The sequence below is a fragment of the Bradyrhizobium campsiandrae genome, assembly GCF_014529705.1.
Lineage (GTDB): Bacteria > Pseudomonadota > Alphaproteobacteria > Rhizobiales > Xanthobacteraceae > Bradyrhizobium > Bradyrhizobium campsiandrae.
Genome location: NZ_JAANIH010000005.1, coordinates 1 through 22,509, shown reverse-complemented (window position 1 = coordinate 22,509; position 22,509 = coordinate 1). Strand labels below are relative to the sequence as shown.

Annotated in this window: 21 protein-coding genes and 1 riboswitch; of the genes, 11 read left to right on the top strand and 10 right to left on the bottom strand. The window is 65.9% G+C overall.

Annotated features, from left to right (window positions below):
• Positions 1 to 10 precede the first annotated feature (10 nt).
• Positions 11 to 757 (top strand): cobalt-precorrin-6A reductase, encoded by a 747-nt coding sequence (locus tag G8O24_RS05120; protein ID WP_188097124.1) that lies wholly within the window; start codon positions 11 to 13, stop codon positions 755 to 757.
• Here the strand turns inward: G8O24_RS05120 and cobJ are convergent.
• The 7 genes from cobJ to G8O24_RS05085 are packed head-to-tail and all read right to left on the bottom strand — an operon-like array spanning position 733 to position 8,637.
• The gene (gene cobJ, locus G8O24_RS05115; RefSeq protein ID WP_188097122.1) at positions 733 to 1,467 is read right to left on the bottom strand and encodes a precorrin-3B C(17)-methyltransferase; all 735 of its coding nucleotides are present in this window, start codon (positions 1,465 to 1,467) and stop codon (positions 733 to 735) included. The genes G8O24_RS05120 and cobJ overlap by 25 nt on opposite strands.
• Positions 1,464 to 2,195 (bottom strand): precorrin-2 C(20)-methyltransferase, encoded by a 732-nt coding sequence (locus G8O24_RS05110; RefSeq protein WP_188097120.1) that lies wholly within the window; start codon positions 2,193 to 2,195, stop codon positions 1,464 to 1,466. Before G8O24_RS05110 ends, cobJ begins: the two co-directional genes overlap by 4 nt.
• Positions 2,196 to 2,197: 2 nt before the next feature.
• The gene (locus G8O24_RS05105; protein WP_188097118.1) at positions 2,198 to 2,827 is read right to left on the bottom strand and encodes a precorrin-8X methylmutase; all 630 of its coding nucleotides are present in this window, start codon (positions 2,825 to 2,827) and stop codon (positions 2,198 to 2,200) included.
• Positions 2,827 to 3,987 carry a precorrin-3B synthase gene (cobG, locus tag G8O24_RS05100; RefSeq protein WP_188097116.1) on the bottom strand — a complete coding sequence of 387 codons (1,161 nt, stop codon included), beginning with the start codon at positions 3,985 to 3,987 and terminating at the stop codon, positions 2,827 to 2,829. Before cobG ends, G8O24_RS05105 begins: the two co-directional genes overlap by 1 nt.
• A complete protein-coding gene (gene cobN / locus G8O24_RS05095) occupies positions 3,984 to 7,232 on the bottom strand; it encodes a cobaltochelatase subunit CobN (protein ID WP_188097114.1) in 3,249 nt (1,082 codons plus the stop codon). Before cobN ends, cobG begins: the two co-directional genes overlap by 4 nt.
• Positions 7,232 to 8,266, bottom strand: a complete 1,035-nt coding sequence (gene cobW, locus G8O24_RS05090; RefSeq protein ID WP_188097112.1) for a cobalamin biosynthesis protein CobW — start codon at positions 8,264 to 8,266, stop codon at positions 7,232 to 7,234. Before cobW ends, cobN begins: the two co-directional genes overlap by 1 nt.
• Entirely contained in the window at positions 8,263 to 8,637 is a 375-nt protein-coding gene (locus tag G8O24_RS05085; protein ID WP_188097111.1) for a DUF1636 family protein, read from the bottom strand. Before G8O24_RS05085 ends, cobW begins: the two co-directional genes overlap by 4 nt.
• A gap of 96 nt (positions 8,638 to 8,733) precedes the next feature.
• A riboswitch (cobalamin riboswitch) is annotated at positions 8,734 to 8,953 on the bottom strand.
• Positions 8,954 to 8,993: 40 nt separating this feature from the next.
• Here G8O24_RS05085 and cobO point away from each other — a divergent pair.
• Complete coding sequence (cobO, locus tag G8O24_RS05080; protein WP_188097109.1) at positions 8,994 to 9,629, top strand: cob(I)yrinic acid a,c-diamide adenosyltransferase; 636 nt, start codon at positions 8,994 to 8,996, stop codon at positions 9,627 to 9,629.
• A gap of 5 nt (positions 9,630 to 9,634) precedes the next feature.
• Complete coding sequence (locus G8O24_RS05075; protein ID WP_188097107.1) at positions 9,635 to 11,083, top strand: cobyric acid synthase; 1,449 nt, start codon at positions 9,635 to 9,637, stop codon at positions 11,081 to 11,083.
• On the opposite strand, the gene cobD is transcribed toward G8O24_RS05075, so the two are convergent.
• Together cobD and cbiB are read right to left on the bottom strand one after the other, a co-directional pair.
• Entirely contained in the window at positions 11,072 to 12,037 is a 966-nt protein-coding gene (gene cobD / locus G8O24_RS05070; protein WP_188097105.1) for a threonine-phosphate decarboxylase CobD, read from the bottom strand. The genes G8O24_RS05075 and cobD overlap by 12 nt on opposite strands.
• 11 nt (positions 12,038 to 12,048) lie before the next feature.
• Positions 12,049 to 12,990 (bottom strand): adenosylcobinamide-phosphate synthase CbiB, encoded by a 942-nt coding sequence (gene cbiB / locus G8O24_RS05065; protein WP_311972265.1) that lies wholly within the window; start codon positions 12,988 to 12,990, stop codon positions 12,049 to 12,051.
• A gap of 121 nt (positions 12,991 to 13,111) precedes the next feature.
• On the opposite strand from cbiB, the gene cobU reads away from it, so the two are divergent.
• The 6 genes from cobU to G8O24_RS05035 all read left to right on the top strand — a co-directional run bounded on the left by cobU (position 13,112) and on the right by G8O24_RS05035 (position 19,882).
• Positions 13,112 to 13,618: a bifunctional adenosylcobinamide kinase/adenosylcobinamide-phosphate guanylyltransferase gene (gene cobU / locus G8O24_RS05060; protein WP_188097103.1), complete on the top strand. Its 507-nt coding sequence runs from the start codon at positions 13,112 to 13,114 to the stop codon at positions 13,616 to 13,618.
• Positions 13,615 to 14,400 carry an adenosylcobinamide-GDP ribazoletransferase gene (gene cobS / locus G8O24_RS05055; RefSeq protein ID WP_188097101.1) on the top strand — a complete coding sequence of 262 codons (786 nt, stop codon included), beginning with the start codon at positions 13,615 to 13,617 and terminating at the stop codon, positions 14,398 to 14,400. Before cobU ends, cobS begins: the two co-directional genes overlap by 4 nt.
• Positions 14,401 to 14,403: 3 nt before the next feature.
• The gene (gene bluB, locus G8O24_RS05050) at positions 14,404 to 15,036 is read left to right on the top strand and encodes a 5,6-dimethylbenzimidazole synthase (RefSeq protein WP_188097099.1); all 633 of its coding nucleotides are present in this window, start codon (positions 14,404 to 14,406) and stop codon (positions 15,034 to 15,036) included.
• Between the two features lie 172 nt (positions 15,037 to 15,208).
• Positions 15,209 to 16,252: an ABC transporter substrate-binding protein gene (locus G8O24_RS05045; RefSeq protein ID WP_188097097.1), complete on the top strand. Its 1,044-nt coding sequence runs from the start codon at positions 15,209 to 15,211 to the stop codon at positions 16,250 to 16,252.
• Positions 16,249 to 18,945 (top strand): hybrid sensor histidine kinase/response regulator, encoded by a 2,697-nt coding sequence (locus G8O24_RS05040; protein ID WP_188097095.1) that lies wholly within the window; start codon positions 16,249 to 16,251, stop codon positions 18,943 to 18,945. The genes G8O24_RS05045 and G8O24_RS05040 overlap by 4 nt, the downstream gene beginning before the upstream one ends.
• Positions 18,946 to 18,970: 25 nt before the next feature.
• Positions 18,971 to 19,882, top strand: a complete 912-nt coding sequence (locus G8O24_RS05035) for an alpha/beta fold hydrolase (protein ID WP_188097093.1) — start codon at positions 18,971 to 18,973, stop codon at positions 19,880 to 19,882.
• Positions 19,883 to 19,913: 31 nt separating this feature from the next.
• Here the strand turns inward: G8O24_RS05035 and G8O24_RS05030 are convergent, their stop codons facing one another.
• A complete protein-coding gene (locus tag G8O24_RS05030; protein ID WP_188097091.1) occupies positions 19,914 to 20,822 on the bottom strand; it encodes a LysR family transcriptional regulator in 909 nt (302 codons plus the stop codon).
• 128 nt (positions 20,823 to 20,950) lie between these two features.
• On the opposite strand from G8O24_RS05030, the gene G8O24_RS05025 reads away from it, so the two are divergent.
• A complete protein-coding gene (locus tag G8O24_RS05025) occupies positions 20,951 to 21,889 on the top strand; it encodes a ring-cleaving dioxygenase (RefSeq protein WP_188097089.1) in 939 nt (312 codons plus the stop codon).
• Positions 21,886 to 22,506, top strand: coding sequence for an alpha/beta hydrolase (locus tag G8O24_RS05020; RefSeq protein ID WP_188097086.1), 621 nt, complete (start codon positions 21,886 to 21,888; stop codon positions 22,504 to 22,506). Before G8O24_RS05025 ends, G8O24_RS05020 begins: the two co-directional genes overlap by 4 nt.
• The last annotated feature ends 3 nt before the right edge of the window (positions 22,507 to 22,509 follow it).

The following is a 22,509-nucleotide window of genomic DNA, read 5'->3' as shown; positions in this document are numbered from 1 at the left end:
GGAATCCACCATGATGCGAGCCCTTATTCTGGGCGGAATTGCCGACGCGAGCCTGCTCGCCGCGGAGATCGCGCGCGCTGGGATCGACGCCGTGTATTCCTATGGCGGCCGCACGCGGACCCCTGCTGATCAGCCGCTGCCGACCCGCATCGGCGGCTTTGGCGGCGCGAGCGGGCTTGCCGACTACATCAGGCGCGAAGGCATCACGCATGTGATCGACGCGACGCATCCGTTCGCTGCCGAGATGAGCCGCAACGCGGTTGAGGCCTGCGCACAAACCGGGACTGCGTTGATTGCGCTGGAACGCGCGCCCTGGAGCAAAGCGCCCGGCGATATCTGGATTGAAGTCGGAAATGTCAACGCAGCAGTCGCTGCGCTGCCCGATGCAGCGGCGCACGTATTCCTCGCCATTGGTCGCCAGCATATCGCGCCGTTCGCCGCGAGGCCACAGCATGACTACACGCTGCGCTTCGTCGACCCGCCCGAAGCGCCCCTGCCCTTTGCCGCCGACGTCATCGTATCGCGCGGGCCGTTCACGCTTGACGGCGAACTGGACATGATGCGCATGCGCGGCATTGCCTGGCTTGTCGCCCGCAATTCCGGCGGCGACGGCGCGCGCGCCAAGATCGACGCCGCGCGCATGCTCGGCCTGCCCGTGATCATGATCTCGCGGCCGCAATTGCCGGAACGGCTGCGGGTGGAGAGCGTCACGGAGGTGATGCAATGGCTCGGTCATAGCACCCGCCTCGGCGTATAGACCCAGCGGCCGACGCGGCGGGTCTGCGAGTTGCCGACGATGACAAGCGTCCGCATGTCGGCCATCTCGGGCCGGGCCTCGTTCAGCGTGACGGTTTCGATCCGCTCGTCCACTGCGCTGACCGCACGCGCGAAGGTCACCAGGCGCGCACCGCAGCCGGCTTCCTTCAACACCGACAGCGCGCGGCCGAATCCCCCCGGTCGGCTCGCCGAACGGGGATTGTACATTGCGATGGCAAAGTCCGCGTCCGCCGCCAGCCGCAGACGCTTCTCGATGACGGCCCATGGCTTGAGATTGTCAGAGAGGTTGATCGCACAGAAATCGTGGCCAAGTGGTGCGCCGGCGCAGGCAGCGGCAGCCAGCATCGCCGTGATGCCGGGCAACACGCGGATCGGCAGATCCCGATATTGCGGCGCCCCTTCCAGCGCCTCGAACACGGCCGCCGCCATCGCAAAGACGCCTGGATCGCCGGAGGAGACGATCACCACCTGTCCGCCTTCGGCGGCAAGCCGCAAGGCCTCGGCCGCCCGTTGCAACTCTTCGCGGTTATCGGACGGATGCAGGGTGAGCCCTGGCCGCGGCGCCACACGCGCGACATAGGGGGCGTAACCCAAAATATCGGTCGCCGCGGCGAGCGCGGCGGAAACCTCCGGCGTCACCAAAGCATCATTGCCCGGACCGAGGCCCGCGATGGTCAGCGTGCCCGTCATTCGGCAGCGTCCGGAAGCCGGCCTTTGCCGTGCACCAGCACGATCGCGAAGTAAGGACAGTCGGTCGCATCGATGTCCGCAAGTCGAGCCACGCGCTCGCCTGGCATGGTGCCGCGCTCGACCAGCCACGCATCGTCCAGCCGGCCGGCAGCGGCGAGCGCTTGTCGTACTTTTACAAGGTTGCGACCGGTCTTCATAATCACCAGCGCGTCGGAATCGCGCATGCGGCGTTCGAGCTCGGCTTCCGGGAGAGTGCCCATCAGCACAGTCGTCACGTCGTCGCCAAGCGCGATCGGCTGGCCCACGCCATTCCAGCAGCCGACCATGCCAGGAATGCCGGCGATCACCTCGATCGCCACGTGGCCTTGCAGGCGCGTGTACAGATGCATGAAGGAGCCGTAAAAGTAAGGATCGCCTTCACAGAGCACGACGACATCGACCGCACGCGACAGCCGGGCCAGACGCTCGGCCCATTCGTCATAGAAGCCTGACAGCAGCTGGACGTAGTGCGGACTGGCGAAGGCGATCTCGGTCGTCACAGGATATTCCATGGGATATTCGGTCACGTCGGCGGCCAGCATGCCCTCGACGATGCGCCGCGCCTGGCCGGGCCTGCCCTTCTTGCGAAAATAGGCAACATGCTTCGCCGCCCGCACGGTGCGATCGGCGCGCACGCTCATGAGATCAGGATCACCAGGGCCGAGACCGCAGCAAATGATGCGTCCCATCGCTATTCGCTCCGGCTCGCCAGCGCGTTCACGGCGGCGACCGTGATCGCGGAGCCGCCGAGGCGCCCCTCGACCGTCAGCGCCGGCGCCGGCGGATCGGCCATCAGTGCGGCCTTGGATTCAGCAGCGCCGACGAAACCCACGGGGCAGCCGATGATCGCCGCAGGCCGCGGACAGCCAGGATCCTCCAGCATGTTGAGGAGATGAAACAGCGCCGTCGGCGCATTACCGATCGCGACGATCGCACCATCCAGCTGCGGGCGCCACAGCTCCAGCGCCGCGGCCGAGCGCGTGTTGCGCATGGATTGTGCCAACGCGGGAACCGTCTCGTCGCCGAGTGTGCAGATCACCGCATTGGCCGCAGGCAATCTCGCGCGCGTAATTCCCTCCGACACCATGCGCGCATCGCATAGGATCGGCGCGCCCATCTGCAAAGCCGCGCGCGCGACTGTCGCCATATCAGGCGTGAAGCGGACATGCGCTTCCAGGCCTACCATGCCGGCGGCATGGATCATCCGCACCACGACCTGCTCCTCCTCGGGCGTGAAGCGCGCAAGATCGGCCTCGGCCCTGATGGTCGCAAAGGATTGCTGGTAGATCGCCGCACCATCGGTCTCGTAAGAATGCGGCATCAGTGCCCTCCCATCAGGATGGAGGGATCGCGCACGAGTTCGTCGCGGTCGAGCCCGCGCAGGATCGGCGCGTCGCGGGTCGAGCCGCTGCGCACGAGATCGAATCCCGCAGGCGTCGCGATCAGCGTGATCGCGGCCGCACCGGAATGGGCGCAGCCTTTGGCACAGCCCGAGACGTGAAGCTGCGCGGCACCGCCGATGTTCGGGGCCAGCGCCGCCGCCAGGTCGCGCGTGTCGGCATGGGCTTCGCGGCAGCGCGGCGCGCCGCTACAGGCGACGACGCGCAGCGCAGGATCATAAGCCTCGGTGATCAGGCCGGATGCGGACGGCATCGTCCGCTTGCCCTCGCTCAGGACCATCCGCCACGGTGTCATCCGCAACGCATGCCCGCAGCCGGAGAACTGATTGAGCGTCGTGTGCGGCATCTGCCCAAAGGCGATGCCGACCATGGCGCCTTGCGGATATAGTCCGGGACGCGCCGCCGCCATGATGGGCGCGGGCTCCGCCTCGCCGCGCAGCCCGTCAGGCAATTTCGCACCGGCGGCAAGATGCGTTGCCATCCGCCCACGCCCCTCCCTGACGCCTGATGCGATGAACCAGCGTGCGACGGCAAGCGCGGTGGTCACAACTTCGCCACGCGCGACGCTGCGGCCGAGCCTGGCGCCATCCGCGCGCACCAGGAGACCACCGGCTGCGTCACGCTCGATCCGTATGTCGGCGGAGTTGCCGGCGAGCACGCGCGATTTGCCGTCATCGATGGCGAAGCCGAATTTCGTCGGCAGTTCAAGCATCGAGTCCACCAGCGCCTCTTCGAGCTCGGCGGCGAGCGCCTGGGTCTCGTCACCGTCGCGCCAGAACGGCGTAACCAGGATGTTGCGGCGGGATTCGGTGTCAACATCGGGGTCGAGCAGCGCCAGCTGCGCAAGACCGTCAAGCAACAGCCGGTGGCTGCTTTCGCTGACTCCCCTGATCTGGAGATTGGCGCGGCTAGTCACGTCGATCAGACCATTGCCGTGGTGCTCGGCGAGATGCGCAAGTCCGGCAGTTTGAGCCGCATCGAGCCGGCCGCCGAACGGGCGCACGCGGACCACGAGCCCATCGCCCGATTGCATCGGCCGCAATGCGCCAGGACACCAGCCCTTCACCGAAGCCGCGCTCATGACGCCTCCTTCAGTGCAGCCGCAATCGAATTGCGGCGCGTTCGCCAGAGCGAGGCCTCGTGCAGGCGCGTGAAGCAGGCCTCCATCGCGGCAAGCGCCGCCGGATTTTCGCGCGCCATGAACGCACGGACATTGGTGTCGCCGAGCGTCGCATCATAGTAGAGATCGAACAGATGCGGCGGCACGACACCGGCGAGATGGGCGAAGGCGGCCATGTGCTCCAGCGTCGCCGTGATCTCGGCAGCGCCACGAAAACCGTGGCGCATCATGCCGGCGATCCAGGAAGGATTGGCGGCGCGGGAGCGGACGACACGGGAGATCTCTTCGGTCAGCGTGCGCGCGTGCGGCTCGTCGGGGCGCGTCGTATCGAGGTGATAGAGCGACGGTGTCGATGCGCCGAGATGCGCGGCTGCCGCGGCGATGCCGGCTTCATGCGCGGCATAGTCGGCCGCGAGCAGCAGATCGGTTTCCGGCAGATCCTGGGCGTGGACAAAAGCGTCGGCGGAGGCCAGCCGCTGCGCGATGCCGGCGCGATCTGGCTTGATCCCGCCGTCGGCGGAGAACGCCCAGGACGATGCCGACAGCCAGGCCTCGCCGGCAGCATCGCGCGTCTCCAGCGTGAAGACATCGGGGAGCGCCGAGAGGCCGACGCCGTATTGTCCGGGCCGCGGCGCGAAGACGCGCGAGACGCGATGACGGTAGGGATTATCGTCGCTCTCATCTTCGCGCGAGGCGAGCGCCTCGGACGCAGCCTCGAACAATTGCGCCAGGCCCGCAAAGACATCGCGGAACAGGCCCGACACGCGCAGCGTGACGTCGATGCGGGGGCGGCCGAGCTCGGCGAGCGCGATGATGTCATAGCCGGTGACGCGGCCGGAGGCGTGGTCCCAACGCGGCGCGAGGCCGGCCAGATGCAGCGCCATCGCGAACTCCTCGCCCGCCGTGCGCATCGTCGCCGAACCCCAGAGATCGACGACGAAGCCCTTCGGCCAGTCGCCGTGATCCTGCAAATGGCGGCGCAGCAGCTCTTCGGCGAGTTTGATCCCCTGCGCATGCGCCGCCGGCGTCGGCACCGCGCGCGGGTCGACGGCGAAGAGATTGCGTCCCGTCGGCAGCACGTCCTGCCGCCCCCGATAAGGTGAACCTGATGGGCCTGGTGCGATGCGTTGGCCTGAAAGCGCGGTGCGTAGCGCGTCCCGCTCCGCTTCGCCGCAGGCGCCACGGCCGAAGACGTGCAGGCCGTCGCCGAACTGGCTCTCCTTGAGATCGCAGACGAAGCGATCGATGCGAGGGATGGCTTCAGCGGGCGCTGCCGTCGCGTCGAGGCCGAGATCGTCTTCCAGGCCGGCCGCACGCGCCTCATCACGGATCGCCGCGATCAGGCGCTGACGGCGCGCAGGATCGAGACCGTCGGCGGTCGAATATTCGTCGAGCAGACGTTCGAGCCGGCGCAGCCCTTCCGGCACCGCGGATTGTTCGAGCGGCGGCGGCAGATGGCCGATGGTGACGGCACCAATGCGGCGTTTGGCCTGCGCGGCCTCGCCTGGATCGTTGACGATGAAGGGATAGACGACGGGGAGATCGCCGACCAGCGCTTCCGGCCAGCAGCGCGATGACAGCGCTACGGATTTTCCGGGCAGCCATTCCAGCGTGCCATGCGCACCCATGTGGACGACGGCATCGATCCCCTGTGCGCGGAGCCAGAGATAGAACGCAACATAGGCATGGCGCGGCGTGCGGGCGAGATCGTGATAATCGGCATCGCGCATGGTCGCATCGCCGCGCTCGGGCTGGACCGCGATGATCGATCGGCCGGATTGGATCGCGGCGAAGTGGAAGGCACCGTCGCGGTAGCTGGGATCGCTCTCCGGGGCGCCCCAGGTCTGAGCAAGGTCATCCTGCAGGACCTGCGGAAGGCGCGCGAACGCAGCGCGATATTCGGCAACACTCCACGTCAACTGCCGCTTGAGCAGTGTCTCGCCAAGCGCATGAACCGGCGCGACATCGAAGCCGGCCTCTGCGAGATCCGCCGCCAGCGCTTCGACGGAGGCGAGCGCATCGAGACCGACCGCATGCGCGATCTGATGGGGACGGCCCGGATAGTTCGAGAGCACGATGGCGAGCCGCTTCTCCGCGACCGGCTTCTCCGCGAACCGCCGCCACGCCGCAACGCGGGCTGTGACGGCCGCCACACGCTCTCCGTCCGGCCTGTGAGCCAGATGCGAGAACTGCAGATCGGGATCGCGCTCCGCAGCCGATTTGAAACTCACCACGCCCGCAAACAGCCGGCCATCGACCTCGGGCAGCACCACATGCATTGCGAGATCGCCGGGCGACAGGCCGCGCAGGGACTCCGCCCAGTCCTTGCGCCGCGCCGAAGAGAGCGCGACCTGGAAGACGGGACACGACGCAGCATCGAAGGGCGTTGTGCCGTCATCGCCCATCGCCGAGAACGCCGTCGCGTTAACGATCGCGGCCGGAGGATTCTGGGCGAGATGTGCCCGCAGCCAATCTGAGACGCCCGCAGCCTTCAGCGAGGTCACGAACACGCCGCAGCCATCGAAGCCCTTATCGCGTAGCGCGGTGATCAACGCATCGACAGGACCCGTGTCCGCGGCGGTGAGATAGGAACGATAGAACACCACGAGCGCGGGGGGCTTTCCCTGGCTCGCCACCGGCGCTGCGATCACGCCGCGCGCGGGATCGTAAAAGCCCATCTCGGGCACGCTCATCTCGCCGGCGACCGGGCCGGCATAGAAACCCGAGGCCAGCGCCAGCTGCGCGATCGCGGCCTGGGCCGCGACCGGACCGCCGGTGTCGCAGAGCACTTTGAGCCGGCGCAGCGTTGAGACCGGCAAGGTCGAGTACGCATCCAGCCTAGTGTCGTCGCGGCCGTCGGCCGGCAGCACGGCGAGCACGATGCCGCGATCCTTCGCGAGTTGCTGGAGCGCTGTCAGGCCATAGGGCCAATAGGACTCACCGCCAATCAGCCGCACCAGAATGCCCCGCGCCTGCGACAGCGTGCGCTCGATATAGGTGTCGACCGACAGCGGATGGCGCAGTTCAGCAAGATTGGCGAGCCGCAGCGACGGCAGGCCGCTCTGGCCACGCCGCCAGCCCGCTGCAAACGCCGCGAGATCGGAATCCGAATACGAGAGCACCACGAGATCGGCCGGATCCTGGCCGATGTCTCTTGGCGTCGCGGTCTCTTCGAGACCACGGCTCTCGCGGAAGACGACGTGCATCAGATACCAAGTCCCGCCTTGATCGCAGCTTCATCAATATCGCCGTGCTCGCCGATCACGACGAGTTTTGATCGCCTGCCCCCCACTTCCCAGGGCTTGTCGAATTGATGGCGCACGCGTTCGCCGACCGCCTGCAACAGCAGCCGCATCGGCTTGCCCGCCACAGCGATGTACCCCTTGGCGCGCAGCACGTTCTGCTCACGCGCCAGTTTCTGCACCGATGCGACCAGCGCATCGACGTCAGCAACCTCAGGAAGATCGATCACGACGGAGGCGAAATCGTCGTGCTCATGCTCCTCCTCGCCATCATGATGCGAGGGGCGCGCGGCAAGATCGTTCTCGGCGGCAGCACCGAGACCGAGAATGACGCGCGCATCGATGGCGCCGTCGGTGACGGGTAGCATCGGCACGCGACGCGGCATTTCCGCGGTGATCGCGGCCTTGGCGGCTTCAATACCGGCGCTGCCGGCAAGATCAGCCTTGGTCAGCAGCACGATATCGGCGCAGGCGATCTGGTCCTCGAACACTTCCGACAGCGGCGTCTCATGATCGAGATTTTCGTCCGCCGCGCGCTGCGCCTCGACCGCCGCCGGATCCGGCGCGAAGCGGCCGGCTGCCACAGCCTCGGCGTCGGCAAGCGCGATCACGCCATCGACCGTGATGCGCGAGCGGATCTCGGGCCAGTCGAACGCCTTGAGCAGCGGCTTCGGCAGCGCCAGGCCCGAGGTCTCGATCAGGATGTGATCGGGCCGCACCGGACGGGCCAGCAGCTGCTCCATGGTCGGAATGAAATCGTCGGCGACGGTGCAGCAGATGCAGCCATTAGCGAGCTCGACGATGTTCTCCTCCGGGCAATTGGCATCGGCGCAGGATTTCAGGATCTCGCCATCGACGCCCTCGCTGCCGAACTCGTTGACCAGCACGGCGAGTTTCTTGCCGTTCGCATTGCTGAGCAGATGCTGGATCAGCGTGGTCTTGCCGGAGCCGAGAAAACCGGTGACGACCGTCACCGGGACTTTTGCGAGCGAGTTCATTCTGCGGCCTCCGGCACGACGGCAATGGGGGGAATGCGGGCAAGCGATTGCTTGCGGAAGATGTCGGGCCGACTGCGCCAGGGCACGAGACCATCGGGCGCGGCGGCATAGGCGGCAGCGCCCGCGACGACGTCCTGCGCATTGGCATCCGAGAGACGGCCATAGACATAGGACCAGCGCCCCGGCGCACTGAGTGCGACGGAACAACCCTGGCTGCATGCAGACAGGCATTCGACGGGAACCACGCTGACCCCCTCTGGCACGCCCGCCTCGAGGATTGCGCCATGCAGGCGCTTGCCGGGCGCGACCTCGCCCTCGCCGAGCGTCTGGCCGGCGCGACAGGTGATGCAGACGTGCAGTGTGACAGTCATCGCCTCTTCCAGAAGTATCAGCGGGAGGCGAAGAGGCCCACGGACTATTCTTGCGAAGGCCCGTTTCCCCGTCGCGGAACACCCCGTCCGCCGGTCCAAAAATCGTCCGCGCTGGCAGGTCTCCCGGCTTGCGGAGCAGGGTTTCCCCTTCGATCCCCGCCTTCCCGATCCCCTCACGGGATCAGTGGCTTTGGGCATCTCTCCGGTCACGGTCGCGGGGGCGGCTGCATTTTGGACCCGAATCTTGCCGATTCGGACCCTATCGCATTCCCTCTTCGCCTGTCATAGGACAGGAACCAACGCCGGAGCACCATTTGCCCCCGGCCGCCTCTTGTCAAGCCGAAGGACTGGGTACGATGACGAGCGAACCGGAGACCCAAACGGCCGGCGAAACCGACGCCAAGCACGCCGCTAAAATGGCGAAGATCAAGGTCGCCCGCGACAAGATCATGGCGACCAAGAGCGGCGAAAAAGGCCTCATCATCGTCCATACCGGCGCCGGCAAGGGCAAGTCGTCCTCCGCCTTCGGCATGATCGTGCGCTGCGTCGCCCATGGCTTTCCCTGCGCGGTGGTGCAGTTCATCAAGGGCGCCTGGGATACCGGCGAGCGGCGCCTGCTCACCGGCCATTTCGGCGAGCTCTGCCAGTTCCACGCCATGGGCGAAGGCTTCACCTGGGAGACGCAGGACCGCGCCCGCGACATCGCCGCAGCGCGCGCCGGCTGGGAGAAGGCCAAGGAACTGATATCAGACGACCGGCTGCGCATGGTCGTGCTCGACGAGATCAACATCGCGCTGCGCTACGACTATCTCGACATCGCCGAAATCGTCGATTTCCTCAAGGCCTCGAAGCCGCCGATGACGCATGTCGTCCTCACCGGACGCAATGCCAAGGACGAGCTGATCGAGATCGCCGATCTCGTCACCGAGATGACGCTGGTCAAGCATCCGTTCCGCTCCGGCATCAAGGCGCAGCCCGGCGTCGAGTTCTGAATGTGATGGCACGCGCGTTGATGATCCAGGGGGCCGGCTCGGACGTGGGCAAATCGCTCATCGTCGCCGGCTTTGCGCGCGCCTTCACGCGGCGGGGCTTACGCGTGCTCCCCTTCAAGCCCCAGAACATGTCGAACAATGCCGCCGTCACCGTCGATGGCGGCGAGATCGGCCGCGCTCAGGCGCTGCAAGCGCTCGCCGCCGGCGTCGAGCCGCACACCGATATGAATCCGGTGCTGCTCAAGCCCGAGACCGATGTCGGCGCGCAGGTCATTGTGCAGGGCAAGCGCGTCGCCACCGCGCGGGCGCGGGACTATGCGGCGATGAAGCCGTCCCTGATGGGCGCAGTGCTGGAGAGCTTTGAGCGGTTGAGGACGCGCGCCGATCTGGTGCTGGTCGAAGGCGCCGGCAGCCCGGCCGAGGTGAATCTGCGCAAGTCCGACATCGCCAATATGGGCTTTGCGCGCAAGGCTGACGTCCCCGTCGTGCTGGTTGGTGACATCGACCGCGGCGGTGTCATCGCCCAGCTCGTCGGCATCAAGACGGTGATCGATCCTGATGATGCCGCGATGATCCAGGCCTTTATCATCAACAAGTTCCGCGGCGATCCCACCCTGTTCGACGACGGTTACAGGCTGATCGAAGCGAAGACGGAATGGCGCGGCCTCGGCGTGCTGCCATGGTTTTCACGCGCCGGCGAGTTGCCGGCCGAAGATGCGCTGGGCCTTTCCGATGCGCGCAAGCCGGGCCAGACCAAGATCGCCTGCCTCGCCCTATCGCGCATCGCCAATTTCGATGATCTCGATCCGCTCAAGCTCGAGCCTTCAGTCGATCTCGTGATGGTGCGTCCGGGCGAAGCTATTCCGGGCGACGTGCGACTGGTCATCATCCCCGGCTCAAAGTCCACCCGCGGCGACCTCGCCTTTCTGCGCGCGCAAGGCTGGGACATCGACCTCTTGGCGCATCACCGCAGGGGCGGCCATGTGCTTGGCCTCTGTGGCGGCTATCAGATGCTCGGGCGCAGCGTCGCGGACCCGGAGGGGATCGAAGGTCCCGCGGGCGACACGCCCGGCCTTGGCCTTCTGGACATCGAAACGGTGATGAGTCCGCAGAAAACGCTGACGCGCGTCGCGGCCGTGCATGCGGCGACCGATCAGCCGATCCAGGCCTACGAAATCCACATCGGCCGCACCGATGGGCCAGACCGCGCGCGGCCGTTCGCGAGCCTGAACGGCGAGCCCGAAGGTGCGATCTCGCACGATGGACGCGTGCAGGGCAGCTATCTGCACGGACTGTTCACCTCGGATGATTTCCGCAAGGCTTATCTCGCAAAGCTCGATATCCCCGCAGGCAACGAGCCGTATCACGCCAGGGTCGAGAGCGCGCTCGACGCGCTCGCCGACCACATCGAGAGACATCTTGATGTCGAGGGCCTGCTCGCGCTAGCGCGCTAGGACCTCTGCGAGCCGCTCCCATTCAGCCTCAGGCCCGGGAACCCCGAGCCGCAGCCAAGCCGGCTGCTGTGCGAATAGGCGGGACCATATCTGACCGCGGGCAAGCTTTTCCTGCGCAGCGACCGCGTCGGGTGTTTCATAGAGGCGGAACAACGGCGCGCCGCCGACAAGCCGCCATCCCTTCGCTTGCGCCATCTCATCGAGGCGCGTGCAATCCTGCGCAAGCCGCGCTGACGTGGACTTGGCCCAGTCATCGTCACGCAAGGCGCGGCAGCCGATTGCGATCGCCGGGCCTGACACGGGCCATGGCCCTGAGGCTGCCGCGAGCTTGCCTATGTCGTCCGCATGGCCGAGTGCGAAGCCGAGCCGCAGACCGGCCAGGCCATAAAACTTTCCGAACGAGCGCAGGATCAATAGGCCCGATTGGCCCGCTTCCGAAGCGAGCGAGAGTTCGGGCATGGCGTCGACAAAACTCTCGTCGATGATGAGACGGCCGACGTGCGGCAGCAACGTGAGCAGGTCCTTTGGCGCATGACGGCGGCCATCGGGATTGTTGGGATTGATGACGACGGCGAGATCCGCTCCCACCAGTGCATCGAGCGCCCTCACCTCCTCGACCTGCCAACCCGCGGCCGTCAGAACGGGCGCATATTCGTTATAGGTCGGCGCAAGAATGCGGGCCCGGCCATTCGGGGCGAGCTGCGGCAGCAGCTGAATGGCGGCTTGTGCGCCGCCGATCGCGACGACCGGTGCGCTCGTCCTGTAAGCGCGCCGCGCGGCCTGATGCAGCGCCTCGATCTCGGATCGCGACGGCAGCGCCTGCCAATGATGCGCGGCGATCTTACCGACGGGATAAGGCAGCCGGTTGATCCCGGTCGACAGATCGATCCAGTCTTCCGCGCGCCCACCAAAACGCTGCTGGGCCAGATCGAGATTTCCACCGTGCTCGCGCATGCCCGGTTCTTTCACGCAAAGGCCAGGATCGCAAGCAGACCGGCGAGCAGCAGCATGGCGCGGCGGTAAACCGCCAATCCTTCGCTGATATCGGCGGCGAGCGGATTGCGCGCGCCCTCGTTGAGCCAGGGCTCGTTGGTGACGGCGCCGTGATAGATGCGAGGGCCGCTGAGCCGCACGCCAAGCGCTCCCGCCATCGCCGCCTCCGGCCAACCGGCATTGGGCGATCGATGACGACGGGCATCGCGCGTCATGCACGACAGCGCTTCGGCTCGCCGCTGCGTGAGCAGCACAAACAGGAAGCCGGTCAGACGCGCCGGAATGAAGTTGGCGGCATCGTCGATGCGCGCGGCGGCCCATCCGAACGCTTCATGCCGTTCGCTGCGATGGCCGATCATGGAATCCAGCGTGTTGATCGCCTTGTAGCCGAAAATGCCGGGCAGACCGAACAGCGCGCCCCAGAACACCGGTGCGACAATGCCGTCAGACGCATTTTCCGCAAGGCTCTCGATCGCGGCGCGCGCGATTCCAGCTTCATCGAGCGCGGTGGGATCTCGGCCGACGATGCGCGAGACAGCCTCGCGCGCGCCTGCGATATCGCCGCGCAGCAGAGGCTTGGCGACATCAGCGACGTGATCGTGCAGCGAGCGCAGCGCAACCAGCGGCCAGGACAGGACACCCACCAGCACGATTCCAACCCAGCCCACGGGGAGCACAGACTGAATCACCCAGCCGATCGCAACGGAAAGCGCAATCACGAGCAGCGTTCCAGCAGCGCCAGCGGCGCGGCGGAGCGGCGGCGGGTCAGCCGCGCGATTCCAGCCGGTGTCGATGGCGGCGATCAGCCGGCCAAGCCAGGTCACGGGATGGCCGATCCGCGCGAACAACGGTGACGGCCAGCCCAGAAGGGCGTCCACCGCCATCGCCATCACCATCGCGCCCGCAAAACCCACACCTGCCTCCTGTCCCGCCCCTGTTGCGCAAAGCGAGGGGTGAGCGCAAGCCCCTACCCGCCTGATTTCGGCTTTGTCTTTGGCCGCGATTGGTGATTAGTCAGGCTCACAGGAGACTTTGATGGCCGTCATCTTGATCACGGGCGGAGCCCGATCGGGCAAGAGCAGGCGTGCGGAAGCGCTTGCGCGCAGCTTTCCGGGCCAGCCGCCGATCTACATCGCTACGGCCGAGGCGCTCGATGCCGAGATGGCAGCACGCATCGCCGCGCATCGCGCGCGGCGCGGAACCGGCTGGATCGAGCGCGAGGCTCCGCTCGACCTCGTGGCCGCGCTGGTCGCAAGCGACGGCGGCGGCGCAAGGCTGGTGGACTGCCTGACGTTGTGGCTCTCCAACCTGATGCATGCAGAGCGCGATTGGGAGCGCGAGGTGGGCGAACTCGCCGCCGCCCTGCCCCGTCTTACGAGCCCCGTCATCTTTGTCACCAACGAGGTCGGACTTGGCATCGTGCCCGACAACGCATTGGCGCGCAGCTATCGCGATGCTGCCGGCATTATGAACCAGACCATTGCTGATGTCGCGGATAAGGTCGAGTTCGTGGTCGCCGGCCTGCCGATGAAGCTGAAATGACGCCGCGCGCCGACATCCTAAAAGACGTCGTCGCTGATCTCAGGATCGCTGCGTCCTTCGTCACGATCATGCCGGTGTCCTCATCGAAGCCATCAGGCGACGGCGCCATTGCACGCGCAACCTGGGCGCTGCCGGTCGCGGGACTGCTGGTGGGGCTTGCGGGCGCACTTGCCTACAAGATCGCGATCCGCCTTGGCCTCGCGCCCAACCTCGCCGCTTTGCTCGCACTGGCAACGACAGCCCTCATCACCGGCGCGCTGCATGAGGATGGGCTCGCCGACACCGCCGATGGTCTCGGCGGTGGCCGCACGCGCCAGCGCAAGCTGGAGATCATGCGTGACAGCCGGATCGGGACGTATGGCGTTTGCGCGCTGATCCTGTCGTTCGGCTTGCGCTGGAGCGCGCTGGTCGCGATCGCCAGTCCGTGGGGCGTGATGCTCGCATTGATCGCGGCACATGCCGCGTCACGCGCGGGCCTGCCGGCCTTCATGTCGCTGGTGCCCCCGGCGCGACGCGATGGACTTGCGGCGAGTGCTGGCGTGCCGCCGGGCCGCAGTGTCGCCATCGCCTTCGCTGTTGGAACGCTCGCGCTTGCCCTTGCGCTCGGACCTGCCAAGGCGCTGGTCGGCCTGGTCCTGCTGTCGATTGCGGGACTGACGCTGGCGCGCCTCGCGATCCGTCAGATCGGCGGCCAAACCGGCGACATCCTCGGCGCGTTCGAGCAAATCTGCGAGATCCTGATTCTGCTGGTTGCCGCAGCCTTCCTTCATACGGGAGGATGAGCCGTGGTCGAGTTCGACGATACCTTCCGGCGGCAATTGCACGAGCTGTTCGTGTGGCGCCGCGACGTGCGCCGCTTTCGCACCACGGCGCTGCCTGATGGCGCCGTGGAGCGGCTGATCGAGACGGCGTGCCTGTCGCCGTCGGTCGGGCTCAGCCAGCCATGGCGCTTCGTCATCGTCGATGACGTTGAGCGACGCCGTGCCGTGATCGACGATTTCAAGAGCTGCAACGCCGACGCTCTGAATTGCTATTCGGGTGATCGCGCGGCACGCTATGCCACCCTGAAACTCTCAGGCCTCGAGCAGGCCCCGGCTCATCTCGCTGTATTCGCCGACAAGGCCAGCGATACCGGCCACGGCCTCGGCCGCGCGACCATGCCGGAGACGACGGAATATTCCGTCGTCGCCGGGATCACCGCGATGTGGCTCGCCGCGCGTGCTGAAGGGATCGGGCTCGGCTGGGTCTCGATCCTCACTCCGGATCGCATGCACACCATTCTTGACGTGCCGCAAGCATGGAAATTCATCGCCTATCTCTGTATCGGCTATCCCGAGGCGGAATGCGAGCAGCCCGAGCTCGAGCGGGCGAAATGGGAGCACCGGCGCAGTTCGCAGGAATTCACACTGCGTCGCTAGTTCCGCTGTCATTGCGCAGCGAAGCAATCCAGACTGTCACCATGACGTAGCGATACGGTATCGGGTTGCTCGCGGCTGCGAATGAACATTCACAGGCCGATTTTTTCGTCAATTGTGGTTGTCAGGCTTTCGCGTTATGCACTTGGCAGGGATCATTTTTGCGAAACATTTCATGACTGAGGGGCCCGCTCCTGCCCGCGTTATGCCGGCGGTCGCCCGCCGCGATTTCATTCGCCTTGCGGGCGCAACTGCCGCGGGCTTTCTGGCGCTTGGCGCAACGCCGGATCGCATGCGGATCGTGGCCACGTTGACGGCATTGTCGCTCGAAGACGACCTGACCAGGCGCAGCATGACCGAGGCTGCGACCACGCGGCTTGGCGGTCTCATCGCAGGTCTGAGGCAACGGGGCTGGGTCGAAGGGGTCAATTACCGCTTCGAGATCCGGTCGAGCTTCGGCGGACCGGACAAGTTGAAGACCGCCGTGCAGGAGCTCATCGATCTCAAGCCAGACGTGATCCTGACCGGCTCGACAGGCGAAACCGCAGCCGTTCTGGCGGCCACGAAGACGATCCCGATCGTGTTCGCGACCTCCAACGACCCCGTCGGCAACGGCTTCGTCGAGAGCCTCGCCCATCCCGGCGGCAACGTCACGGGCTTTACCAGCAGCACCCCCGAGATGGGCGGCAAATGGCTCCAGCTCATCAGGGAGGCGGTGCCTGATATCGCACGGGTCGGAGTGCTGTTCAATCCTGCGACGACGCCCGGCGCCGGGCGCTTCTATCTCGACTCCCTCGAACAGGAAGCGGCGGCCTCCGGCGTCAGAGTGATCCTTGCTCCGGTCGGCAATTCAGCTGAAGTCGATGACGCGATCAGCCGCTTTTCCGCCCCGCCGAAGGCGGCAATGATCTCACTCGTGGACAGTTTCCTGGTGGTGAACCGCCAGACTATCATCGCGGCAGCGGCGAAATATCGTGTCCCGATGATCTATCCGTTTCACTACTTCATGGACGCAGGCGGGCTGATGAGCTACGGGCCGACGCTGGAGGTCCGCTCGGCCGACTATGTCGATCTCATCCTGCGCGGCACCAAGGCCGGCGACCTCCCGGTGCAATCGCCACGAAAATACGAGCTGCTGATCAACCGCACCGTCGCCAAGACGCTCGGATTGACCATCCCCTTCACGCTCCTCGCGCGCGCTGACGAGATCCGCGAGTGAACGGGCAGGTCGATCAGGGAGATTTGCGCACGCCTCCGGGCAAGCTGTTCCGCAAATATCTCTACTCGATCGTTGCCCTCGCCTTCGCCGCGCTGGCGATCAACACCGCTTTCGACGTCTGGTTCTCCTATCGCGAGCAGAAGCAGCTGTTGGCGGCAACCCAGCGCGAACAGGCTGCCAGCGCGGCCATCCAGATCGGCCAATTCATCGGCCAGATCGAAAACCAGGTCAGATGGTTCGCACGCCTGCCGCCGGAGCTGTCGACCAACGAGGACGAGCGGCTGAACGCGATCCGCCTCCTGCGCCTGTCGCCCGCAATCGCCGAGATCACCGAGCTCGACGCGCAAGGTCACGAGCAGGTGCGCGTGTCGCGCCGCGTTGCGGACCGGATCGGCAGCAAAGCGGATTTCTCTGGCTCTCCCGCCTTCCGCGGCGCCAATGAAAGCCGAGCCTATTACGGACCCGTCTACTTCTTCGGCGACACCGAACCTTTCATGACGCTCGCCACGCGCGCGGCCGGCCAGCACGCCAATGTGGTTGTCGCAGAGGTCAATCTGCGCTTCATCTGGGATCTCGTCGCCGGGATCAGGGTGGGCAACACCGGAAAAGCCTACGTGGTCGATCGCATGGGCGTGCTGATCGCGCATCCCGACCTGTGGCCGGCCCTGCAACGGAGCGATCTCTCGGCCCATCCGGACGTCCGCGCCGCGCTCGACGGTGTCGGCCCCCCCTCCGGCGGTCTCGTTAAGGAAGATTTTTCGGGTCAACGCGTGCTGTCGACTTATGCGACGGTCCCCTCGCTCGGCTGGCTCGTATTCGTCGAGCTGCCGCTCAGCGAGGCCTACGCTCCGATTTACGCCTCGATCGGACGATCGACATTTCTTCTGATCGTCCTGTTGGCCTTCGCGGCGCTGGTATCGCTCTGGCTCAGCCGGCGCATGACCGTGCCGATCCAGATGCTGAGCCAGGGCGCACGGCGCATCGGCAGCGGCGATCTCGAATTGCGGCTCGCGATCCGAACCGGCGACGAGTTGGAGGCGCTCGGCGATCAGTTCAACCGGATGGCTGCTCACTTGCGCGAATCCTACGCCACACTCGAGCGCAAGGTGATCGAGCGCACCTCCGAGCTCGAGAGGGCACGCGATCACGCGCTTGCCGAGCACGATGCGGCCGAGCGCGCACGCGGCGTCGCGGTTGCAGCCAACGAAACCAAATTGCGATTCCTTGCCGTCGTCAGCCACGAGCTGCGGACGCCGCTCAACGGTGTCATGGGTGTGCTGCAGCTGCTCGACGACGGCAGCCTCAGTGAGATCCAGCGCCGTCACCTCGCGACCGCGGCGGCCTCAGGGGAAACGCTGATCGCGCTGGTCGACGCCATTCTCGAATATGCCCGCCTGGAAGCCAGCACCGAAGCGCTGGAGACGCGCGACTTCCGCCTCGATCAGCTGATCGAGACGGCCGCCGATCTAATGCGCCCGCAGGCCGTCGGCAAGGGACTGAGCTTCGACCTCGCTTGCGACGGGGCGGTCGGCACCACCGTGCACGGCGATCCCGTCAGGCTCAACCGCATCCTGCTCAACCTGATCGGCAACGCCATCAAGTTCACCCCGAGCGGCGGCATCTCAGTGGGTGCGGCAGCCGAACGACACGACGATCATGCGCTGATCCACGTTACCGTTCGTGACACCGGCATCGGCATCGCCGCCGACATGCACGAGCGGATCTTTGAAGACTTCGTCCAGGCCGACGACAGCATCGCGCGGCGGTTCGGCGGCACTGGTCTCGGCCTTGCAATCGCGCGCCGCCTCACGCGGCTGATGCGGGGCGAGCTGATGGTGGAGAGCACGCCCGGCGTCGGCAGCGTGTTTACGCTTCTGGTTCCGCTCCGCCTCGGCGCAAGAGGCGTCGCGCAAGGCGTGCAGCCGCCGCCGTCGCGGCAGCTCCGCGTATTGCTGGTCGACGACGATCCGGTCAATTGCGAAGTAGGCGAAGCGATCCTGCGGCGGCTCGGCCATCAACCCACAATCGCGCGGAACGGCGCAGCTGCGGTTGCGCTTGCCGGCGAGCAGCCGTTCGACGTCATTTTGATGGATCTGCACATGCCCGACATGGATGGCGTCGAGGCGGCCACGCGCATTCGGCGGCTCCCCCTGCAGCCGATGCCGCGGATCATCGTCGTGACCGCCGACGTATCCCGCAGCACAAGCGAGCGGCTCGCAACCGCCGGAATCACTGAGGTCGTCAGCAAGCCGATCCTGATCAGTGCACTTCGCGAGGCGATCGAGGACGAGCCCGGACAGGGCGCGCCAGCCTCCTTGCTCGAAGCCGGCGCATTGATCGACTGGCATTTTCTCGATGACCAGAGGAACCTGCTCGGCGCCTCGCAGATCGCGAAGCTGCATCATCTGCTGAACGAGACCGGCGAAAAGCTGATCGCCGATATCGAGGCTGCCGCCGCGGCCGGCGATCCCAAACAGCTCGCGCGCTCTGCGCACCAGCTCGGTAGCGCCGCGAGTGCGCTCGGCCTTATCCGCCTGTTCGAGCTCTGCCGTGAGGTCGAACTGACCGCGCCATCGATGTCGTCAGAGGCGTGCCGGGATGCAGCCCGCGAACTCGCCACGCTTCGCGAAGCGTCGATGAACGCACTGGACAATATGCTCGCACCAGCCCAGGAAGGTACCGCTACGCGCTGAAAGCTAGGAATCACAGGGGGCGCCGTTGCGCGCAAGATATTTCGCCATTCTCCTCACGCTGCTCGCGCCCGCCGCCCGCGCCGAGGTCGCACAGTTCCCGTCCTCCTTCCATACCCGCACGATCCCGGCCAACGGCACGCAGATCCATCTGCGTGTCGGCGGCAAGGGCCCCACCGTGATCCTGATCCACGGCTTTGGCGATACCGGCGATATGTGGGCCAGGCTCGGGGCTGACCTGTCGCGCGACCACACCGTGGTCGTACCTGACCTGCGCGGCATGGGCCTCTCCGGCAGACCCGAGAACGGCTACGACAAATGGACAGAGGCAGCCGACATGCGTGCTGTCCTCCAGTCGCTCGGGATCGACAAGGCGGTCGTCGTCGGACACGACATCGGCACCATGGTGGCCTATGCCTATGCGGCGCGCTATCGCGACCTCACCGAGAAGCTGGTCGTCATGGACGCCCCGGTGCCCGGCGTGCCGCCGTGGGACGAGATCGTGCGCAGTCCGCAACTCTGGCACTTCGATTTCGGCGGCTCCGACATGGAGCGGCTGGTCAAGGGACGCGAGCGCATTTACCTCGACCGCTTCTGGAATGAATTCGCCGGGACGCCCTCGAAAGTCACGGAGGCGACCCGCCGCCACTACGCAGAACTCTATGCGCGACCGGGCGCCATGCATTCTGCCTTCGCCCAGTTCAGGGCGATCCGCACCGACGCCGAGGACAACAAGAAGGCGATCGCGACCAAGCTGACCATGCCGGTGCTCGCCATCGGCGGAGAAAAGTCGTTCGGCAAAATGGAGGCCGTCGTGATGCGAAACGCCGCAAACGATGTCACCGAGGTCGTCATTCCCGGCGCTGGACACTGGCTGATGGAGGAGGATCCGGCAGCGACCATCAAGGCGGTGCGCGAGTTCCTGGACCGGAAAAAGTAAGACGGCGGGCCGGGCTGAGGCAACGCGTCTCTCAACCCAGCCCTGCGCCCTCCCCCTCCCCCCCAAACCGCTCCACCAGAAAATCGATGAACAGTCGCACCTTCACCGACAGATGCCGCGTCGGCGGATAGACAGCGTAGAGCGCGAGCGGCGGTGCCGAATAGTCGTCCAGTACCGTCCGCAGTTCGCCTTTGTGCAAGGCATCAGCGGCGATGAACTGCGGCAGCAGCGCGAGCCCCTTGCCCTTGATCGCGGCATCGCGCAACACCTCGGCATTGTTGACGCAGAGCGACCAGTCCGGCTGGATCCAGTGATCGCCGTCACGGCCGGTCAGCTTCCACTGATTGCCCGTGAGCAGAAAGCCGTAAGTGAGCGAGGCATGCGCGCGCAGGTCTTGCGGATGCTTTGGCGTGCCGTGCTGCGCGAGATAATCAGGCGAGGCGCAGATCATCCGCGGCACCGGCATGATTTTTCGCGCGATCAAACTCGACGATTCCAAATCCGCGATCCGCAAGGTCACATCAAAGCCGTCTTGCACCGGGTCAAGCAGATCATCGCTGAGCACGATCTGGAGCTGAAGCTCCGAATAATTTTCCATGAAGTCCGCAAGCACCGGCCCGAGCCGCATGGTGCCGAACGACATCGGCGCGTTGACGCGCAGCAAACCTCGCGGTGCCGACTGGGCCTGCGTCACCGCCTGATCTGCCGCCTCGATCTCCGAGAGGATCACGACCGCGCGCTCGAAATAGCGCTGGCCATTCTCCGTCGGGCTCGCGTGGCGGGTCGTCCGGTTCAACAGTTGGGCGCCGAGGCTCTCCTCGAGGTCGGCGATGTATTTGCTGATCGCCGAGCGCGATAGCCGTAGCTGCCGGCCGGCTTCGGCAAAGCTGCCGCTTTCGACCACCTTCACGAAGGCCCGGAGGCTGGCGACCTTATCCACGTGCCGGCCGCCTCGATTGTTTCCAAATCGTAGACATAGCCGTCATATTTGCATGGATTGTCTCCAATCCAAAGCGGAACAATATTTCCACCCAGAGCAAGACCGCTCCCGATTTTTGGAGGACGACAATGTCTGGACTGCACCATGTCACCGCGATTGCCGGCGACCCCATCCGCAATTTCGGCTTTTACACCAGGGATCTCGGCCTGCGCTTCGTCAAGAAGACGGTCAATTTCGATGATCCCGGCACCTATCACTTCTATTATGGCGACGAGACCGGCCGCCCCGGCACCATCCTGACCTTCTTCCCCTGGGCCGGCGTTTCCCCCGGGCGCCGCGGCGTCGGCGAGACCCATCAGACCGCCTTCCGCGTGCCGCAGCGTTCGCTCGGCTATTGGACGCAGCGCTTCATCGAGAAGGGCATTGCCTACGAGGCGCTGGAGAAGCGTTTTGGCGAATCCGTGCTGCCGTTCACCGATCCTGACGGCATGGCATTGGCCCTGGTCGGCATTCCCGGCGCCGAGAACGAACCTGGTTGGAGCAATGGCGACGTGCCGTCAGAGCACGCGATCCGCGGCTTTCACGGCGTGACCTTGCTGCTCGACAGCGCGGCGAAGACGGCCGCCGTGCTCACCGACGTGTTCGGCTTCAAGGAGACGGGCCGGGAAGGCTCCGTGATCCGCTTCAAGGCGCCCGGTGACGCTGAAGGTAGTGTCGTCGACATCTACGAGGCCAAGGGCTTTCTGCGCGGGCATCAGGGCGGCGGCTCGGTGCACCACATCGCCTTCCGTGCGGCTGATGATGCCGAGCAGGGCAAGATGGCGCAAAAGCTCGTGAGCAATCATGGCCTGCATCCGACCGAGCAGCGCGATCGCAACTATTTCCGCTCGATCTATTTCCGTGAGCCTGGCGGCGTGCTGTTCGAGATCGCAACCGACATCCCCGGCTTCGCCGTGGACGAATCCGTCGCAACGCTCGGACGCGATCTGAAGCTGCCCAGCTTCCTCGAGCAGCATCGCAAGCAGATCGAGGGCGTTCTCCCGAGCCTGGAAGAGACTGCGTCATGACCGACTTCATCCATTGCTTCGAGCCCGCGACCAGCGCGGGCTCCCCGCCTCTGCTGCTGCTGCACGGCACCGGTGGAGACGAGAACGACCTGCTCGGGCTCGGCCAGATGGTTTCGCCGGGCTCGGCCCTGCTCTCGCCGCGCGGCCGCGTGCTCGAACACGGGATGCCGCGCTTCTTCCGTCGTCTCGCCGAAGGCGTGTTCGATGAGGACGACGTGCGTCGTCGTGCGCTCGAGCTCGGTGACTTCATCGCGGAGGCGCGCAAGCAATACGGCATCGCCGCCCCAATCGCAGTCGGCTTCTCCAACGGCGCCAACATCGCGGCCGCGTTGTTGCTGCTGAAGCCTGACGCGCTGGCCGGCGCGATCCTGCTGCGCGCGATGGTGCCGCTGTCGGATCCACCCAAGGCCGCACTCGGCGCCAAGCCTGTTCTGCTCCTGTCCGGGCAGGCAGATCCGATCGTGCCGGCAAGCAACTCGGCACGGCTCGCTGCGTTGCTATCGGCAGCGGACGCGAGCGTGGTCCACAAGGTCCTGCCGACAGGCCATCAGCTCTCGCAGGCCGATGTAACACTCGCCCGCGACTGGATCGGCAACGTCGCCGCCGAAGTGGCCTGATCC

What these genes read in the sequence shown, in the direction of transcription:
- G8O24_RS05105 (WP_188097118.1), bottom strand. Translation starts at nt 2,827, where the DNA reads ATGCCGCATTCTTACGAGACCGATGGTGCGGCGATCTACCAGCAATCC.
- cobO (WP_188097109.1), top strand. Translation starts at nt 8,994, where the DNA reads ATGACGAGCGAACCGGAGACCCAAACGGCCGGCGAAACCGACGCCAAG.
- G8O24_RS05020 (WP_188097086.1), top strand. Translation starts at nt 21,886, where the DNA reads ATGACCGACTTCATCCATTGCTTCGAGCCCGCGACCAGCGCGGGCTCC.
- G8O24_RS05120 (WP_188097124.1), top strand. Translation starts at nt 11, where the DNA reads ATGATGCGAGCCCTTATTCTGGGCGGAATTGCCGACGCGAGCCTGCTC.
- cobG (WP_188097116.1), bottom strand. Translation starts at nt 3,987, where the DNA reads ATGAGCGCGGCTTCGGTGAAGGGCTGGTGTCCTGGCGCATTGCGGCCG.
- cobW (WP_188097112.1), bottom strand. Translation starts at nt 8,266, where the DNA reads ATGAACTCGCTCGCAAAAGTCCCGGTGACGGTCGTCACCGGTTTTCTC.
- G8O24_RS05085 (WP_188097111.1), bottom strand. Translation starts at nt 8,637, where the DNA reads ATGACTGTCACACTGCACGTCTGCATCACCTGTCGCGCCGGCCAGACG.
- cobN (WP_188097114.1), bottom strand. Translation starts at nt 7,232, where the DNA reads ATGCACGTCGTCTTCCGCGAGAGCCGTGGTCTCGAAGAGACCGCGACG.
- G8O24_RS05025 (WP_188097089.1), top strand. Translation starts at nt 20,951, where the DNA reads ATGTCTGGACTGCACCATGTCACCGCGATTGCCGGCGACCCCATCCGC.
- cobD (WP_188097105.1), bottom strand. Translation starts at nt 12,037, where the DNA reads ATGCGCGAGCACGGTGGAAATCTCGATCTGGCCCAGCAGCGTTTTGGT.
- cobS (WP_188097101.1), top strand. Translation starts at nt 13,615, where the DNA reads ATGACGCCGCGCGCCGACATCCTAAAAGACGTCGTCGCTGATCTCAGG.
- G8O24_RS05045 (WP_188097097.1), top strand. Translation starts at nt 15,209, where the DNA reads ATGACTGAGGGGCCCGCTCCTGCCCGCGTTATGCCGGCGGTCGCCCGC.
- G8O24_RS05075 (WP_188097107.1), top strand. Translation starts at nt 9,635, where the DNA reads ATGGCACGCGCGTTGATGATCCAGGGGGCCGGCTCGGACGTGGGCAAA.
- cobJ (WP_188097122.1), bottom strand. Translation starts at nt 1,467, where the DNA reads ATGACGGGCACGCTGACCATCGCGGGCCTCGGTCCGGGCAATGATGCT.
- G8O24_RS05110 (WP_188097120.1), bottom strand. Translation starts at nt 2,195, where the DNA reads ATGGGACGCATCATTTGCTGCGGTCTCGGCCCTGGTGATCCTGATCTC.
- cobU (WP_188097103.1), top strand. Translation starts at nt 13,112, where the DNA reads ATGGCCGTCATCTTGATCACGGGCGGAGCCCGATCGGGCAAGAGCAGG.